This window comes from Tessaracoccus rhinocerotis, from assembly GCF_007197885.1.
Lineage (GTDB): Bacteria > Actinomycetota > Actinomycetes > Propionibacteriales > Propionibacteriaceae > Arachnia > Arachnia rhinocerotis.
On sequence record NZ_VKKG01000001.1, the window covers coordinates 1 to 16,238 of the forward strand.

At 68.6% G+C, this 16,238-nt stretch carries 14 protein-coding genes and 4 tRNA genes; 7 read left to right on the plus strand and 11 right to left on the minus strand.

Annotation, left to right across the window (positions count from 1 at the left end; genetic code table 11):
* Window positions 1–123 precede the first annotated feature (123 nt).
* Window positions 124–870, plus strand: a complete 747-nt coding sequence (locus FOJ82_RS00005) for an ATP-binding protein (protein WP_143936434.1) — start codon at window positions 124–126, stop codon at window positions 868–870.
* A 114-nt stretch (window positions 871–984) separates the two neighbouring features.
* Here the strand turns inward: FOJ82_RS00005 and FOJ82_RS00010 are convergent, their stop codons facing one another.
* The 5 genes from FOJ82_RS00010 to FOJ82_RS00030 all read right to left on the minus strand — a co-directional run bounded on the left by FOJ82_RS00010 (window position 985) and on the right by FOJ82_RS00030 (window position 2,228).
* Entirely contained in the window at window positions 985–1,293 is a 309-nt protein-coding gene (locus FOJ82_RS00010; protein WP_143936435.1) for a hypothetical protein, read from the minus strand.
* On the minus strand, window positions 1,290–1,589 hold the full coding sequence (locus tag FOJ82_RS00015; protein ID WP_143936436.1) for a helix-turn-helix domain-containing protein: 300 nt from the start codon (window positions 1,587–1,589) through the stop codon (window positions 1,290–1,292). The genes FOJ82_RS00010 and FOJ82_RS00015 overlap by 4 nt, the downstream gene beginning before the upstream one ends.
* Before the next feature lie 374 nt (window positions 1,590–1,963).
* Window positions 1,964–2,035: transfer RNA gene (locus FOJ82_RS00020), tRNA-Val, on the minus strand.
* A gap of 1 nt (window position 2,036) precedes the next feature.
* Window positions 2,037–2,107 (minus strand) — tRNA-Cys (locus FOJ82_RS00025).
* Window positions 2,108–2,155: 48 nt separating this feature from the next.
* A tRNA-Gly gene (locus FOJ82_RS00030) sits at window positions 2,156–2,228 on the minus strand.
* A gap of 242 nt (window positions 2,229–2,470) precedes the next feature.
* Between FOJ82_RS00030 and FOJ82_RS00035 the strand changes: the two genes are divergently transcribed.
* Window positions 2,471–2,542 (plus strand) — tRNA-Val (locus FOJ82_RS00035).
* A 149-nt stretch (window positions 2,543–2,691) separates the two neighbouring features.
* Window positions 2,692–3,471: a sirohydrochlorin chelatase gene (locus FOJ82_RS00040; RefSeq protein WP_143936437.1), complete on the plus strand. Its 780-nt coding sequence runs from the start codon at window positions 2,692–2,694 to the stop codon at window positions 3,469–3,471.
* 1 nt (window position 3,472) lies between these two features.
* On the opposite strand, the gene FOJ82_RS00045 is transcribed toward FOJ82_RS00040, so the two are convergent.
* On the minus strand, window positions 3,473–4,534 hold the full coding sequence (locus FOJ82_RS00045) for a DNA polymerase domain-containing protein (RefSeq protein WP_143936438.1): 1,062 nt from the start codon (window positions 4,532–4,534) through the stop codon (window positions 3,473–3,475).
* A 62-nt stretch (window positions 4,535–4,596) separates the two neighbouring features.
* On the opposite strand from FOJ82_RS00045, the gene msrB reads away from it, so the two are divergent.
* Genes msrB through FOJ82_RS00060 form a run of 3 tightly spaced genes read left to right on the plus strand, consistent with a single transcriptional unit; the run spans window position 4,597 to window position 6,877 of the window.
* On the plus strand, window positions 4,597–5,028 hold the full coding sequence (msrB, locus tag FOJ82_RS00050) for a peptide-methionine (R)-S-oxide reductase MsrB (protein WP_143936439.1): 432 nt from the start codon (window positions 4,597–4,599) through the stop codon (window positions 5,026–5,028).
* 56 nt (window positions 5,029–5,084) lie between these two features.
* Window positions 5,085–5,663, plus strand: coding sequence for a DUF3000 domain-containing protein (locus tag FOJ82_RS00055; RefSeq protein WP_246099649.1), 579 nt, complete (start codon window positions 5,085–5,087; stop codon window positions 5,661–5,663).
* Window positions 5,660–6,877, plus strand: coding sequence for an HRDC domain-containing protein (locus tag FOJ82_RS00060; RefSeq protein WP_143936440.1), 1,218 nt, complete (start codon window positions 5,660–5,662; stop codon window positions 6,875–6,877). The genes FOJ82_RS00055 and FOJ82_RS00060 overlap by 4 nt, the downstream gene beginning before the upstream one ends.
* Here the strand turns inward: FOJ82_RS00060 and dxs are convergent.
* The 5 genes from dxs to FOJ82_RS00085 all read right to left on the minus strand — a co-directional run bounded on the left by dxs (window position 6,800) and on the right by FOJ82_RS00085 (window position 15,472).
* Entirely contained in the window at window positions 6,800–8,770 is a 1,971-nt protein-coding gene (dxs, locus tag FOJ82_RS00065; RefSeq protein WP_143936441.1) for a 1-deoxy-D-xylulose-5-phosphate synthase, read from the minus strand. The genes FOJ82_RS00060 and dxs overlap by 78 nt on opposite strands.
* Window positions 8,771–8,804: 34 nt before the next feature.
* Entirely contained in the window at window positions 8,805–9,194 is a 390-nt protein-coding gene (locus tag FOJ82_RS00070) for a hypothetical protein (protein WP_143936442.1), read from the minus strand.
* 189 nt (window positions 9,195–9,383) lie between these two features.
* Window positions 9,384–12,209 carry an aconitate hydratase gene (locus FOJ82_RS00075; protein ID WP_143936443.1) on the minus strand — a complete coding sequence of 942 codons (2,826 nt, stop codon included), beginning with the start codon at window positions 12,207–12,209 and terminating at the stop codon, window positions 9,384–9,386.
* A gap of 87 nt (window positions 12,210–12,296) precedes the next feature.
* Window positions 12,297–13,424 carry a class I SAM-dependent RNA methyltransferase gene (locus FOJ82_RS00080; RefSeq protein ID WP_143936444.1) on the minus strand — a complete coding sequence of 376 codons (1,128 nt, stop codon included), beginning with the start codon at window positions 13,422–13,424 and terminating at the stop codon, window positions 12,297–12,299.
* Window positions 13,425–13,468: 44 nt separating this feature from the next.
* Window positions 13,469–15,472 (minus strand): APC family permease, encoded by a 2,004-nt coding sequence (locus tag FOJ82_RS00085; RefSeq protein ID WP_143936445.1) that lies wholly within the window; start codon window positions 15,470–15,472, stop codon window positions 13,469–13,471.
* A 108-nt stretch (window positions 15,473–15,580) separates the two neighbouring features.
* Between FOJ82_RS00085 and FOJ82_RS00090 the strand changes: the two genes are divergently transcribed.
* Window positions 15,581–16,231, plus strand: coding sequence for a potassium channel family protein (locus FOJ82_RS00090; protein WP_143937339.1), 651 nt, complete (start codon window positions 15,581–15,583; stop codon window positions 16,229–16,231).
* The last annotated feature ends 7 nt before the right edge of the window (window positions 16,232–16,238 follow it).

Here is a 16,238-nt window from a genome sequence, read left to right on the forward strand (position 1 = left end):
GCCTCGCTACGTCCACCTCAGACCGATCCTGGACACCGGGCAAGACAAGCAACCCATCCCAGAGCCCGCCGATGCCGGCGGCTACGTCCGCGGCGCCGACTACTACGCAGAATCGAGCAGCCGATGAGCAGCTTGGACATCGAGACCAAACGCAAACTCCGTGAGATGGGCGCCACCCCGCTGCTGGAGGCCTTCCAAGCCCAGGACGAGGCCCTGGTGCTGGGTCTCGGGTTCGAGGAACGGATCCGGATCATCGTGGACGAGGCACACTCAGCCTTCACCCATTCCAAAGTCGACGGTCTCATCCGCCGGGCGGGGCTGCGCTATCCCACCGCTGATCTGCGCCGTCTCGACCTCGTCGAGGAACGAGGCCTCGACCGGGGTGTCATCTCGCAGTTGGCGACGTGTTCGTTCATCGAACGATCCCACAACGTCGTGTTCCAAGGCTTCACCGGCTCCGGGAAGTCCTACCTCGGCTGCGCCCTGGCGAAACAAGCCTGCCTGCACCGGATCCGCGCCCACTACATCCGCATGCCCGACCTCGCCGAAGCTTGGCACCTGGCCCGGGACAAACCGCAGGGCCAGATGAAGTTCCTCCGCAAATACGCGGCCTTCACCCTGCTCGTGATCGACGAGTGGCTCCTCGACCCACCCGACGAGAGCATGCGCAGCATGCTGCTGGAGTTGCTCGAGCGCCGCGACGACACCACCTCCACCGTCTTCTGCACCCAATACGCGAAGAAGGACTGGCACAGCCGCCTCGGCGGCGGAGTCCACGCCGACGCCATCATGGACCGCATCGTCCACAACACCATCTGGATCGACACCGGCAACCACAACATGAGAGAACACACCGCCACGACCCAGTGACCGACCGGCGCTGGTGGACGGCCCCCGGCCCCCACCAGCGCCACCGGTGGCCCCCAACCGCAATGTCACTGGCCCCCAGAGGCAATATCCAGTGGCCCCGTCAGCCTCGAATACTCACCAGTTGACCACCGCCCACTCCTTCCTGGCGTAGGTCGAGGCCCGCTGGTTGGCGGCGATGATGCCGAGCCAGTACCGCAGCCAATGCTCGGTGGGGATGCTGCCGCCGTTTTCGAGTTTCCCCATCTCGTGGTCTCGTTTGACCTGGGTGATCCTGTCCCGGAGCCCCGCCTTGGTCTTCGATGTCAGGTGCGGCCTGACGCGCTCACCGGTGATCGGGTCGTTTCCCAGGGAGACGTACGCGTGCCACAACCCGTCGGCCCGCAGCGTCATCCTCGTCTCGCCGTACTCGGCACGCCTGCTCATTGCCGTTCGCCTGTCTTGGCGACGCCAGCGACGTAGTCCTCGATCCAGCGAGTGGACACCTTCCTCGTTGATCCGGCGACAATGACGTCGACCTGGCCGGCATCGACCATGCGGTACATCGTGGCGGGTGAGACACCGATCTTGGCGGCCGCCTTCGAGATGGACAGCAGCTGGGGGCCGTCGGCGCTGCTGCGGCGGTATGCGAGGGCGGCGAGGCGAGCTTGGATGGATCCCATCCGTTCGACGAGCTCGGACATTTCTTGGTTGAGGTGGACGATCTCTCGGTCAACAGTCATGCCCACTGGGTGTGCGGCAAACGCGAATCCTCCTCTCACCACGCGGCTAGCTCTCTCAGGAGTCATCCGCAACCTCCACATTGCACCCATTTGTGGAGTCTGGTGGCAACTGGTGCGACCTGGTGGTGTGAAGGAGGGTGGGCAGGTACGGCGCAGGGCGCCGTTGGCGAGTGTGAGCATGTGGATCGTCTCCCGTGTCGGCTCGGTCGGTCATTGACCTGCCCGTTCCCGGTGAGAAACCGTGACGATGCAACGCCCAGAGAACGACGCTGCGCCGGCCGCGATTCCTCGCAACCGGCGCAGTAACTGGCGCAGTGTTTCTCACGCCAGATTCTCAAGTACCTCGAAACCCCCTTTGACTAGGGGTTTCTCGGTGGGCGATGCCAGGATCGAACTGGCGACCTCTTCCGTGTCAGGGAAGCGCGCTACCGCTGCGCCAACCGCCCGAGGTGGAGACGGGATTTGAACCCGTGTACACGGATTTGCAGTCCGTTGCCTCGCCTCTCGGCCACTCCACCCGGTGGAGGTTCAACTCCCCACCAGGGAAGCTGGGAGAGGATTCTCCGAGCGGACGACGAGATTCGAACTCGCGACCCTCACCTTGGCAAGGTGATGCTCTACCAACTGAGCCACGTCCGCATGCGCTTTTCGCGAACCTCCAGCCTATCAGCCAGGGGCCGTTTCCGGCGCGAGGAAAACTCTAGCGCAGCCCTTCGACGCATGCCAAATCGGCCCTGGAGAGGGCTCTTGCAGGACTCGGAACCACCCTCGGGAGGTGCTCGGAACCGCGGCCGTCGCGACCTCTCGGGACGCCGTCGGTGAACTGTCGCAGTGCCGACTTGGGTTTTCGGGTGGAGGTGCGCTAAGTTTTGTAGCCGCACGGGCGATTGGCGCAGTGGTAGCGCGCTTCGTTCACACCGAAGAGGTCGGCGGTTCGAAACCGCCATCGCCCACCGCAGTGCTGAAGCCCCCGGCAGGAAGTGCCGGGGGTTTCTGCTTTGCAGGCGGATTCTGCGCGCGAGGTTGCGCATTCTTCCGCCACGTCCCAAGATGTGGGACAGAAGTCTTGAGGAGCAGGACCGATCCGGGGAGGAGGCAGTCTGTGGCAGCACCCGCAATCGTGCTCGTGGCTCTCGGCGACGAAGACCCCTCGGTGGGCAGGGCCCTCAACTCCATCGTCGCCAAGCTGCGTGCCCTGCGTCCCGATCTCGACGTGAGCCTGGGCCTCCTCGGACCCGCGAAGGTCGGTGGCGTCGGCGTGATCGAGGTCGTGGAGCAGCTTGCCGGCAACGGCACCACAGAGATCGCCCTCGTCCCGCTCGACCTCGTCTCGGCGGCCGACCACTCCCCCGTGGTCAGCCAGGCCAGGGACGCCGTCGAGCGGATCAACCGCAACGTGCACGTGGTCATCGCGCGCCCGATCGGTCCCGCAACCGAACTCCTGAACGTATTGGACGACAAGGTCCGAGAGGCACTGCACCGCGTCAATGCGGTCGAGATCGACGCCCTGGTCCTGGCCGCGCCGGAGGGCGGCGACGTGCGCGGCACGTCCCTGCTCGCCCGTCGCGCCCGGCAGTGGTCGACGCACCACAAGCTTCCGGTCCAGCTCGCCGTCGGGGACGCGTCCGGCAGGGCCAGCGGCACCGCGATCAGTGCCCTCCGCGCACAGGGCCGCCGCCACATCGCGGTCGGGTCACTGTTCCTGAGTTCCGGGCCCCTCTACCGCGCCCACAAGGACGCCGCCCTGCGTGCCGGGGCCATCGCAGTCGGGGACCCGATCACCGACGACGCACGCCTCGTGGAACTGGTACTGGCCCGCTACGCGTTCGCGGCCATGGACCTGTTGGACGCGGAGCCGTTCGAGGACGTCGACGAGGACTGACTCACTCGTCGTCGGCTGCGGGCTTCCTCGCCCGCGACGGCTGCACCCTCGGGGGTTCGCCCTCCATCTTCGGGTACTCGGGCGGGTAGGGCATCTCACCCTCGCCATCGGCGACGTCCCGCTCGTACCACTCGAGCACTGCGCCGGGATCCCCCGGTTCCGCCTCGTGGTACGGCGCCCAGACGTCACCGCGCTCCGCGAACCGTTCCAGCATGGTGGGCACCGTGAAGTCCTCGGGTGACACGTCGGGGACCTCGTCCCAGTCCAGCGGCGCCGAGACCCTGGCCTGCGGCACCGGCCGGATCGAGTAGGCAGACGCCATCAGCCGGTCCCGCGCCATCTGGTTGAAGTCGACGAAGATCCGCTCCCCGCGCTCCTCCTTCCACCAGTTCACGGTCACCGCGTCCGGCATGCGACGGGCCAGCTCCCGGCCGATCGCGATTGTGGCGTGCCGCGCGTCGATGAAGTCCAGCGGTGAGACGGGTACGAACACGTGCAGGCCGCGACCCCCACTGGTCTTGGGGAACCCCTCGAGGCCGGCCTCGGCCAGCACCTGGCGCAGCTCCAGCGCAGCTGTCGCGGCGTCGGCGAAGTCCGTTCCCGGCTGCGGGTCCAGGTCGATCCGGAGTTGGTCGACCGCGTCGGGGTCGGATGCCCGCACCGGCCACGCGTGGAACCGCAGGGTGCCCAGGTTCACCATCCACACCAGGGTGGCGACGTCGGCGGGCGCGACGGTTTCGGCCACACGGCCGGAGGGGAAGGTGATGGTGGCGCGCTGGACCCAGTCCGGGGCGCCCTTGGGGGTGCGCTTCTGGTAGAAGGCATCGCCCCAGCTGCCGCGCCCCGTGGAGACCACCGCCCCCTCCACGACCCCGCCCGGCCAGCGCTCCATGGTGGTGGGACGGTCCTGCAGCGCCGCGAGCATGCCCTCGCCGACCGCGATCACGTACTCGGCAACGTCCCGCTTGGTCAGCCCGAGTTCGGGGAAGTAGAGCTTGTCGGGGCTGGACAGGCGCACCGCGCGGCCGTCGACGTCGATCTCCACAGCTTCTGTCTTCGCCATGGGAGGAAGCGTAGTCACACCTCCTGACGGGCCGCATAGACTGGGCGGAGAAGGAGGGATTCATGTCCACCGAGAGCACTGACCACATCGCCCCCATCAGCAAGCCGGATTCCAGCTGGCGCGAGCAGTTGAGCGCGCTGGAGTACCACGTCCTGCGCGAGGGCGGCACGGAGCGTCCCTTCGTCGGCGAGTACACCGACACCATCACCGAGGGCTCCTACGCGTGCCGCGGCTGCGGCACCGAGCTGTTCCGCAGCGACCAGAAGTTCAGCTCGCACTGCGGGTGGCCGAGCTTCTTCGAGCCGCTGGCCGAGGACCGGGTGCGCTACCTGAAGGACACCTCGATCCCCGGGCGTCCCCGCGTGGAGGTCCGCTGCGCCGCCTGCGACGGTCACCTCGGACACGTGTTCGAGGGCGAGGGCTACGACACCCCCACGGACCTGCGCTACTGCATCAACTCCGTGAGCCTCACGCTCACGCCGAAGTCCCAGTAGGGCGCCGTGCGGCGCGCCACACCGGCAATGTCGGTCCGGCGCAATAGTGTTCCTGCGTGGCCGAAACTCGTTCAAGCACCACGCCCGCAGCCTTCCGGAGGGCCGTGGCGGAAGTGGCTGCCATGACCTGGCGCAAGGGGATCACCGTCGAGGAGATCGGCTCCCCCCAACGCATCGCGCCCCACTCCGTCGCGCTGTCGGCTGAGTTCACCGAGGGCGAGGAGCAGGTCTCCTCCGGCCGGCTGATCCTGCTGCACGACCCGGCTGGCAACGACGCGTGGCACGGCACCTTCCGCGTCGTGTCCTTCGCGAGAGCCGAGGTCGACCTCGAGATGGTCGCCGACCCGCTGCTGCCCGAGGTGGCGTGGTCGTGGATGACCGACGCGCTCGAGCTCCACCGCGCCCGCTACGCCGCGCTGGCCGGAACGGTCACGGCCTCCTACGGCAAGAGCTTCGGCGAGATGGGCGACGCCGCGGACCAGGCCGACGTCGAGATCCGCTCGTCCTGGACGCCCGTGCTGGACGACAAGGAACCACTCACCGGCCACCTCTTCGCCTGGCAGGACCTCCTCGGCCATGTGGGCGGTCGGCCACCATTGCCGCCCGGCGTCGTGCAGTTCCCGGGGCGCTCGTGAGCGGTTACGTGGAGCGGTCCCGCGAGCCGCTGCGCCCGGTGGTGAACACGTGGGCGATGTACGACGAGTGCCTCAATGTGCTCGAGCAGGGCACTGGCCCGGTCGCATTCGACGCGGAGCGCGCCCACGGGCACCGCTACTGGCCCAAGGCCTACCTGCTGCAGATCCGTCGGGAGGGTGCGGGCACGTGGCTGATCGACCCCGTCGCGTTCGAGGAGGGCGGCCCGGCCGAGCTCGACGAACTCGTCGAGGTGTGCGGTGACTCCACCTGGGTGGTGCACGCTGCCAGCCAGGACCTCCCCTGCATGCGGGAGGTGGGCATCCGGCCTGCGCGGCTCTTCGACACCGAGTTGGGCGGCAGGCTGCTGAGTGAGCCGTCGGTGAGCCTCGGCGCCCTCCTCCAGACCAAGCTCGGGATCGCGCTGCGCAAGGCGCACTCGGCGCAGAACTGGGCCACTCGCCCCTTGCCGGAGGACTGGCTGATCTACGCCGCGCTGGACGTGGACTACTTGCTGGAGCTCGCCGAGGTGGTGCGTGCGGAACTCGAGTCGATGGGCCGAATCGAGTGGGCCGAGCAGGAGTTCGCCGCCACTCTTGAGCAGTTCAGCCGTGAGCCGGAGCCTCGGCAGGACCCGTGGCGCCGCCTCAGTGGGATCACGTCCCTGCGCACCTCCAAGCAACTCGCCATCGCCAGGGAGCTGTGGCTCGAGCGCGACCAGATCGCCCGGGACCGCGATCGGCCGCCCGGCCGCATCCTGCATGACTCGGCGATCCTCGAGATCGCCACCCGCGCCAAGGGCGACGCGCCGATCCCCGGCGCCGCGGAGGTCTCCGAGATCGGCGGCTTCCGCCATCGTGGGGCGCAGCGCTACCGGACCAACTGGGTCAGGGCACTCGAACGGGTCGCGGGGATGAGGGCGTCCCAGTACCCGGCTCGGCGGACGCCGTCGACGGGAATCCCCCACCCCAAGAACTGGGACCGCACCAACCCAGAGGCGGCTGAGTTGTGGGCGCGCGTCCGGCCGGCCGTTGACGAGCTGGCTTGCGAGATCAGCCTCCAGCCGAGTCTGATCGCACCGCCGGCGGTGCTCCAGGAGGTGGTCTACCACCACCGCGAGGACCAGGACCTGACTGCCTCACTGCTGCGTCGTGGCGCCCGTCCCTGGCAGGTCGAGTTCCTCGGCCCCCTGCTCGACGAGGTCATCCCCGACTGAGCCCTCGAGGCCCAGTGCGCGCTCCAGCACCTGGCGCGCGATCTCCCGGGCGTCCAGCCCCAGCCGGGACAGGACCTCGTCGCGGGAGCCGTGCGCGAGGAACTCCTGCTGGATGCCGAAGGCCATCACGGGAACCTCCGCGCCGTCGGCGGCTGCGGCGAGCACGCCGCGCAGGCGCTCGCCCAGGCCTCCCTGCAGCAGGTTGTCCTCGATGCTGACCACCAGCCGGTGCCCTCTGGCCAACGCCACCAGCTCGGGGCTGACGGGGACGCACCACAGGGGGTCCGCCACGGTCGTCGAGATCCCCTGCCGCGAGAGTCGGGCGGCCACCTCCATGCCGATGCCGGCGAACTGGCCGTGGCCGACCACCAGGACCTCCGGCTCCTGGTCGAGGCGAAGGATGTCCACCTGGTCGCGTCCGCTGCCGTGCTGCGTAACCGCCGGCAGCACGTCGGGGAGCCGCTCCTTCGAGTAGCGCACGACGGTGGGGCGGTCGTCGACGGTCACCGCACGGTCCAGCGCGTCGACGAGACGAAGCTGGTCTCGCGGGGCGGCGATCTCCAGTCCGGGCACCAGCCCGAGCAGGGAGATGTCCCACATGCCGTTGTGGCTGGCGCCGTCGGTGCCAGTGATTCCGGCGCGGTCCAGGGCGAAGGTGACGCCCTTCTCGTGCAGCCCCGCGTCCATCAGGACCTGGTCGAAGGCACGGTTCACGAAGGTGGCGTAGAGGGCCACCACGGGGTGCAGCCCCGCTGCGGCGAGGCCGGCGGCCGAGACGACGGCGTGCTGCTCGGCGATCCCGACGTCGAACGTGCGGTCTGGGAAGGCGGCTGCGAAGCGGCCCAGGCCGGTGGGGTTGAGCATGGCGGCGGTGATGGCCACGACGTCGGTGCGTCGCCGGCCGATCTGCACCATGGCCTCGGCGAATGCGTCGGACCAGGTGGCCTGCACGGAGGCCGAGAGCGGCTCGCCGGTGAACTCGTTGATCTTGCCGACGGCGTGGAACTGGTCCTCCTCGTTCTCCTCCGCCGCCCGGAAGCCCTTGCCCTTGCGTGTCATCGCGTGCACGATCACCGGACCGCCGTAGCTGCGTGCGGCCTCGAGGTGGGAGATGACCGCGGTGATGTCGTGGCCGTCGATGGGGCCGGTGTACTTGATGCCGAGGTCGGAGAACATGCCCTGCGGCGCCACGATGTCCTTGACGCCGGTCTTGACGCCGTGCAGGAGGTCGTAGAGCGTCTGGCCCATGAGCGGCAGGCCCGTGACGCGGCGCTTGATGAAACTCAGGGTGCGCTCGTAGCGCTTGTCGGTGCGCAGGTGCGCGAGGTGTTTGGCGAGACCGCCCACGGTGGGGGTGTAGGAGCGGCCGTTGTCGTTGACGACGATCACGATCTTCAGGTCCTCGTGGATGGCGATGTTGTTCAGCGCCTCCCAGGCCATGCCGCCGGTGAGGGCGCCGTCGCCGACCACCACGACCACGGTGCGGTCCTCACCGCGGAGCTTGAAACCCTTGGCGAGCCCCTCACCCCAGGACAGCGACGTGGAGGCGTGCGAGTTCTCGACCCAGTCGTGCTCCGACTCGGCGCGGCTCGGGTAACCGGACAGGCCGCCGGACTGCCGCAGCTCGTCGAAGCCGTCGCGTCGGCCCGTCACGATCTTGTGGACGTAGCTCTGGTGGCCCGTGTCGAAGATGATCGGGTCGTTCGGGGAGTCGAACACGCGGTGCAGTCCGAGCGTAAGTTCGACCACGCCGAGGTTGGGTCCGAGATGGCCGCCGGTGCGGCTCACCTTGGTGACGAGGAAGCTCCTGATCTCGTCCGCCAACAAGACCAACTGGCGCTTGGAGAGCGCTCGGAGGTCCTTGGGCGTGCGGACGTCGTCGAGGAGGGACATGCGTTCCATAGTAGGGCTTTCCTCCAGCCGTCACTCACAGCTTGGGCACGAAACGCACATCCCGCAGCGCCTGCTCCACCAGCGAGACCGCCCTCGCGACCCGCACGAGCCTGGCCTCCTCCTGCTGCAGCACGGAGGCCACGGCGTCGGCCGTCGAGGTGTCGACGACGCCCGCCAGGTCCGGTCGCAGGCCCGCCAGGTTGCCGCGCGTGGCAGCCAACTGCCCGGTGACGAACTCCTTCGCGAACCTGGCCAGCACCACGGGGTGGCGCAGCACCACCGGGTAGCCGCGGTACTCAGGCGGGCAGCAGTCCAGCAGGAACGCCGTCGCCGTCTTCAGCCAGCCGGGTGCGCCGGGCGGCCGCACCGCGGCTGGCCAACCTGGCGGGACGTAGACCCGTATCACTTCGTCTTCATCGAACATGTGTTCGATTAGACACCCTCTCCCCCGTCGCCGTCCAGTCCTCCCGGCGAGTCGTGTAGAAGACCTCCACGACGCGACACACCGCGCGGATGCGGGCAGAGGGGGCATGTTCCCCCTCCCCCGATCCCACGCGGCGTGTCGGGTCGTCCGGGCCGGCGGCGCGCCCCGAGGACGCCCCGCCGCCAGCTCTCAGGCGGCTGCTGCCAGGTTGCGCAGCACGTACTGCATGATGCCGCCGTTGAGGTAGTAGTTGCGCTCCCCGGGGGTGTCGATGCGGACCACGGCGTCGAAGGAGACCTCGCTGCCGTCGCCCTTGGTGGCGACCACCTTGACAGTCTTCGGGGTGCGGCCCTCGTTCAGCCCCGTGATGCCGGTGAAGGAGAAGGTCTCCTCGCCGGTGAGGCCCAGCGAGTCTGCGGTCTCGCCCTCCGGGAACTGGAGGGGCAGGACACCCATGCCGATGAGGTTCGAGCGGTGGATGCGCTCGTAGCTCTCGGCGATCACGACCCGGACGCCGAGCAGCGAGGTGCCCTTGGCGGCCCAGTCGCGCGAGGACCCGGAGCCGTACTCCTTGCCGGACAGCACGACGAGCGGGGTGCCCTGTTCGGCGTAGTTGATCGACGCGTCGTAGACGGTGTTGACGGGGCCGTCGGCCTGCGTGAAGTCACGCGTGAAGCCACCCTCGGTCCCCGGTGCGAGCTGGTTGCGCAGGCGGATGTTGGCGAACGTGCCGCGGATCATGACCTCGTGGTTGCCACGGCGCGAGCCGTAGGAGTTGAAGTCCTTGCGGTCCACACCGTTCTCGGTGAGGTACTTGCCCGCCGGGGAGTCCGCCTTGATGGCACCTGCCGGCGAGATGTGGTCCGTCGTGACCGAGTCGCCGAGCTTCAGCAGCACGCGGGCGCCCTCGATGTCGGCGACCGGCTCCGGCTTGGCCGGCATGCCCTCGAAGTACGGGGGCTTGCGGACGTAGGTGGAGTCGTCCTCCCACTCGAAGGTCTTGCCCTCCGGCGTGGGCAGGCCGCGCCAGCGCTCGTCGCCGCGGAAGACGTCGGCGTAGCGCTCGGTGAACATGTCCGCGTTTATGGAGGACCCGACGACCTCCTCGATCTCGGCCTGGGTGGGCCAGATGTCGCGCATGAAGACGTCGTTGCCGTCCTGGTCCTGGCCGATCGGGTCGTTGAACAGGTCGATGTCCATGGTCCCGGCCAGCGCGTAGACGATGACGAGCATCGGCGAGGCGAGGTAGTTCATCTTGACGTCGGGGTTGATGCGACCCTCGAAGTTGCGGTTGCCCGAGAGCACCGCGGAGACCGCGAGGTCGTGGTCGTTGATGGCCTTGGAGACCTGCGGGATCAGCGGACCGGAGTTGCCGATGCAGGTGGTGCAGCCGTAGCCGACGAGGTTGAAGCCGATGGCATCGAGGTACTTGGTGAGGCCGGCCTTCTCGTAGTAGTCAGTGACCACCTGGGACCCGGGTGCCAGCGAGGTCTTGACCCACGGCTTGCGGTTCAGCCCCTTCTCGACGGCCTTCTTCGCAACCAGCGCCGCGCCGAGCATGACGCTCGGGTTGGAGGTGTTCGTGCAGGAGGTGATCGAGGCGATGGTGACCGCGCCGTGGTCCAGCTCGAACTCGGAGCCGTCGGGCAGTTCGACTGGCACCAGCTTGCGCACGCGACGCTTCAGGCCGGAGTGGCCCTGGTCCGCCGGGGCCGGCGACTCGTCGACCAGGTGCGAGTCCGGGCCGGTGGGATCGGATGCGACCATGCTGCCCTCGACGGCGGCGTCGTAGCCGCTGTACTCGGTGTCGTGGTGACCGGGCTCGCCGACGAACGCAGCGACGGCCTCACGGAACGCCACGCGCGACTCGTCGAGCCGGATGCGGTCCTGGGGACGCTTTGGGCCCGCGATGGAGGGCACGATGGTGGACAGGTCGAGCTCGATGTACTCGGAGTAGACCGGCTCGACCGCGGGGTCGTGCCACAGGCCCTGCTCCTTGGCGTAGGCCTCCACGAGGGCCAACTGGTCCTCCTCGCGACCGGTGAGACGCATGTAGTCGATGGTCTTGTCGTCGATCGGGAAGATGGCGATCGTGGAGCCGTACTCGGGGCTCATGTTGCCGATCGTGGCGCGGTTGGCCAGCGGCACCTCGGTGACGCCCTCGCCGTAGAACTCGACGAACTTGCCGACGACCTTGTGCTCGCGCAGCATCTCGGTGATGGTGAGAACGAGGTCGGTCGCGGTGGTGCCCTCGGGGAGCTTGCCGGTGAGCTTGAAGCCCACCACGCGCGGGATCAACATCGACACGGGCTGGCCCAGCATGGCGGCCTCGGCCTCGATGCCACCCACGCCCCAGCCGACGACGCCCAAGCCGTTGACCATCGTGGTGTGGGAGTCCGTGCCGACGCAGGTGTCAGGGTACGCCTGGAGCACGCCGTCGACGGTGCGCGGGAAGATCACGCGGGCCAGGTTCTCGATGTTGACCTGGTGGACGATGCCGGTGCCCGGGGGAACGACCTTGAAGTCGTCGAAGGCGGTCTGGCCCCAGCGGAGGAACTGGTAGCGCTCGCGGTTGCGCTGGTACTCGATGTCCACGTTGGCCTCGAAGGCGCCGGCGATGCCGAAGACCTCGGTGATGACCGAGTGGTCGATCACCATCTCGGCGGGCGAGAGCGGGTTGATCTTGGCCGGGTCGCCGCCGAGGTCGACCATGGCCTCGCGCATGGTGGCGAGGTCGACCACGCAGGGCACACCGGTGAAGTCCTGCATGATCACGCGGGCGGGGGTGAACTGGATCTCGTGGTCGGAGTCGCCCGTCGCGTCCCAGGATCCGAGTGCCTTGATGTCATCGGCCGTGATGTTCTGGCCATCCTCGGTGCGGAGCAGGTTCTCGAGGAGCACCTTCAGGCTGAAGGGCAGCTTCTCGTGACCGGGGACCGCGTCCAACCGGAAGATCTCATAGGAGGTGCCGTTGACCTCCAGGTTTGACTTGGCCCCGAAGCTGTTGACGCTCATCGCTCTCCTCTGAATTGTCTTGACGTCAAGATATCATTTCCCGACTGCCGTTTCAAACTTTGTCAAGAGTCTAGGGGGACAAGTCCCTCAGCGCTGCAGGATCGCCACGCACTCCACGTGGTGGGTCATGGGGAACAGGTCCCAGGCGTCAATGCGGACCGCCGAGTACCCGAGCCCCGCGAAGGTGGCGAGGTCCCGCGCGAGGGCGGCCGGGTCGCAGGCCACGTAGGCCACGGCACGCGCCCCCAGCGCGGCCACCCGGGCGACGACGTCTGCGCCAGCACCCTTGCGGGGCGGGTCCAGGACCACCAGGTCCGCGTGGGTCGGGAATCGGTCCAGTGCGCGCGCGAGAGGCGCGGCGATGAACTCGGCCTCGGGCACGTTCCGCCTGGCGTGGGCGATCGCGTCGCGGCTGAGCTCGATCCCCAGCACGTCGCAGCCCGCATCCACCAGGGCGCCCGCGAACAGCCCGACGCCGCAGTACAGGTCCAGTGCGCTCTCCCCCGGCTCGGGCGCCAGGCCGGCCAGCACCGCACCGGTCAGCAGCTCCGCGGCGGCGGGGTGCACCTGCCAGAACCCGTTCGCCGAGACGGTGTACTCCCGGTCGCGGACGCGCTGGGTGACCGTCCGGCCACCGACCCTGGGACGACCGTCGGCGAGCACCGTCACCGCGCCGTCGGCGTTGGCCACCTCGAGTTCCTGGGCGCCGCGGGCCAGCCGACGCAGTTCCGAGACGTCCGGACCGGGAGCGGCAACCATGCAGCCGACCGGCGGGAGCGGGACGATCTCCCGGCTGCGGCGTCCGCGCAGGCCCACCGAGCCGTCGGGCGCCACGCCGTAGCGCATCCGTGACCGGGACCCCGTGGCCACGCCGACGGACTGCACCCGGCCGGTCCACTCGATCCCCGCCATCCGCTGCAGCAACTCCGCCACGACGGCGGTCTTCAGCTCCAGCTGCGTCTCCCCGGACGCGTGCTGCCAGTCGCACCCGCCGCACTCGTCGGCGATCGGGCAGGGGGGCACCACCCGGCCAGGGGCGGGCCTGAGGACCTCCACCACCCGTGCACGGTCGAACCGCTTGGAGGTGGACGTGACCTCCGCGCGCACCAACTCACCCGGAAGGCCGCCGGTGACGAAGACAACCTTCTCGCCCACGCGGCCGACGACGCTGCCGCCGTGCGCGACGCGCTCGAGTTCCAGTTCCACGGCGCCCACGCCCCACCTCCCAGTTCCGAGCCTCGCCCCGGCAGCGTACCCGCTCACTCCTTCCGCGACCCCATCCGCGGGCGCGAGGCCCTGCGGGCGCGTTCCCGCGCGGAGGTGGACGACCGGAGTTGGTAGGGGACGCTGATGACCATCACGCCTGCCATGAAGTGCAGCCGGGTACGGATGAACAGCGCGGTCTGGTTGTGCAGGATCGCCTCCCCCCAGTGGCCCACGACGTACTCCGGGATGTAGACCGCCACCACGTCGCGCGGGTTGGACGTGCGCAGCTCGGAGACGTACTTGATGAACGGGCCGGTGATCTCCCGGTACGGCGAGGCCACCACGGTGAGGGGGATGCCGAAGTCCTCCGACCCCCACTCCTGCACCAGTTGCCGGGTGGCGTCAGGGTCCACCGCGACGACCACCGCGCTCAGGCTGTTGCTGTGGCTTGCCTTGGCGAAGTTGATCGCCTTCGCCGTCGGCAGGTTCACCTCCTGGACGAGCACGACCGCCCGCACCCGGCTCGGCAGCGCACGGTCGGAGTCCTCGCGCAGTGCCACCTCCTCGGCGACGCTGCGGTAGTGGCGACTGATCAGCGTCATCAGCGTGTACATCGCGGCCATGGCCACGAGTGCCATCCACGCCCCGTGGGTGAACTTGGACACCAGCACCACCAGCAGCACCACTCCGGTCATCGCCGCGCCGACGGCATTGACTGCGCGGGAACGGAGCATGCGGCGTCGCAACGCACGATCGGTCTCCCCGACGAGTGCCCGGTTCCAGTGCCTCACCATGCCCGTCTGGCCGATCGTGAAGGAGATGAACACCCCCACCACGTAGAGCTGGATGAGTGCGGTGACGGAGGCGTCGAAGACCCAGACCAGGACGATCGCGGTGACGGCGAGGCTCACGATGCCGTTGGAGAACGCCAGCCGGTCGCCCCGGGAGTGCAGCTGCTTGGGCAGGAAGCCGTCCCTGGCCAGAATGTTGGCCAGGCTCGGGAAGCCGTTGAAGGCGGTGTTGGCCGCCAGGAACAGGATCAACATGGTGGCGGTGACCACGACGTAGAACGCGGGCATCAGCCAGTCGCCGAAGACGACGCGCGAGAGCTGTCCGATCACCGTCACCGCGGCCGCGTGGATGGTCCCGCCCTCGGGGTCAACGTAGTGTGCCCCGGTCAGTTCGTCGATCAGGTGCACCTTGGTGAGGTTCGCCAGCGCCATGATCCCCAGCACCATCACGACGGCAATCACCCCGAGCATCCCGAGCACGGTGGCGGCGTGTCGGCTCTTCGGCTCCCGGAAGGCCGGGACGCCGTTGCTGATGGCCTCGACGCCCGTCAGGGCGGCGCACCCGGAGGAGAACGCCCGGGCGATCACTGCCACCAGGGCCCACCCGACCGCCTCCCGCGCCCCCTCCGGCGCGACGACGACCAGGTGGGCGGTCTCGCTTCGCAACTCCTGCCCGAGGACCACGATCCGGAACAGCCCGATGCCGATCATCAGGAGCATAGAGGCCATGAACACGTAGGTGGGCAACGCGAAGAACGCACCCGACTCCCGCACCCCGCGCAGGTTCATCACGGTCAGCACGAGGATGACCCCCACCGCGATGACCACCTCGTGCCCGTCGATCCAGCCAAACATCGCCTTCGCGTTGATCACACCCGCCGAGACCGACACCGCGACGGTCAGGACGTAGTCCACCATCAGGGCCGACGCCACGGTCAGGCTGGCCGGGCGTCCGAGGTTGGCGGCCGCCACCTCGTAGTCACCGCCCCCGGAGGGGTAGGCGTGCACGGTCTGGCGGTAGGACCAGACCACGACTGCGACCACCACGGCCACCGCGACCCCGATCTGCCACGAGAACAGGTAGCCCGCCATCCCGGCCAGGGAGAGGGTGATGAGGATCTCGTCGGGTGCGTACGCGACGGAGCTCAGGGCGTCCGAGGCGAACACGGGAAGCGCGAGGCGCTTGGGCAGGAGGGTCTCCCCCAGCCGTTCGTTGGGGAGCCGTCTCCCCACCACCAGACGCTTGAGTCCGGACAGGATCTTCACCTGCACACGGTAGACCCGCTGCACCGAGCACGAGGAGTCCGGTGCTGGATAGGATGAGCACAGCCCCTCGCCGGGCTGGAAGGAGGCGGTTTCGTGCACATCGTCATCATGGGCTGCGGGCGCGTGGGCGCCATGCTGGCCCGCGGCATGGAGAAGCGCGGGCACAGCGTCGCGGTCATCGACGTCGACGTGGAGGCCTTCCGTCGACTCGGGCCGGACTTCCAGGGCATCACCGTCAAGGGGGTCGGCTTCGACCGTGAGGTGCTCGAGGCTGCGGGGATCCGCAACGCCGACGGTTTCGCGGCAGTCTCCAGCGGCGACAACTCCAACATCCTCGCCGCCCGCGTCGTGCGCGACGGCTACTCGATCGACAACGTCGTCGCGCGCATCTACGACCAGGGCCGCGCCACCGTCTACGAGCGGTTGGGCATCCCGACGGTGGCCACCGTCCGCTGGACCGTCGGCCAGGTACTGCGCAGGCTCCTGCCCGAGGGCAGCGAGCCGGTTTGGCGCGACGCGTCCGGAGAGGTCCGCCTGATCCAGGTGTTCGTCCACAGCGGCTGGGTCGGCAAACGGGTCCGGGACCTCTCCGCGGCGGCGCATGCCCCGATCCCGTTCATCTGCAGGATGGGCAAGGGGATGGTTCCCGACAGCGAGACCGTCTACCAGGACGGCGACACCATCTTCGTCGGGTGCGAGACCGAGCGCACCTCGGACATCGAGACCGTCTTCGCCGTCCCACCGGCGAAGCACCAGTAGGAGGACC

Coding starts and splice junctions, on each gene's coding strand:
- FOJ82_RS00045 (WP_143936438.1), bottom strand. CDS start 4,534: ATGGCGAAGACAGAAGCTGTGGAGATCGACGTCGACGGCCGCGCGGTG.
- FOJ82_RS00015 (WP_143936436.1), bottom strand. CDS start 1,589: ATGACTGTTGACCGAGAGATCGTCCACCTCAACCAAGAAATGTCCGAG.
- FOJ82_RS00075 (WP_143936443.1), bottom strand. CDS start 12,209: ATGAGCGTCAACAGCTTCGGGGCCAAGTCAAACCTGGAGGTCAACGGC.
- msrB (WP_143936439.1), top strand. CDS start 4,597: ATGTCCACCGAGAGCACTGACCACATCGCCCCCATCAGCAAGCCGGAT.
- FOJ82_RS00070 (WP_143936442.1), bottom strand. CDS start 9,194: ATGTTCGATGAAGACGAAGTGATACGGGTCTACGTCCCGCCAGGTTGG.
- dxs (WP_143936441.1), bottom strand. CDS start 8,770: ATGTCCCTCCTCGACGACGTCCGCACGCCCAAGGACCTCCGAGCGCTC.
- FOJ82_RS00010 (WP_143936435.1), bottom strand. CDS start 1,293: ATGAGCAGGCGTGCCGAGTACGGCGAGACGAGGATGACGCTGCGGGCC.
- FOJ82_RS00090 (WP_143937339.1), top strand. CDS start 15,581: ATGGGCTGCGGGCGCGTGGGCGCCATGCTGGCCCGCGGCATGGAGAAG.
- FOJ82_RS00005 (WP_143936434.1), top strand. CDS start 124: ATGAGCAGCTTGGACATCGAGACCAAACGCAAACTCCGTGAGATGGGC.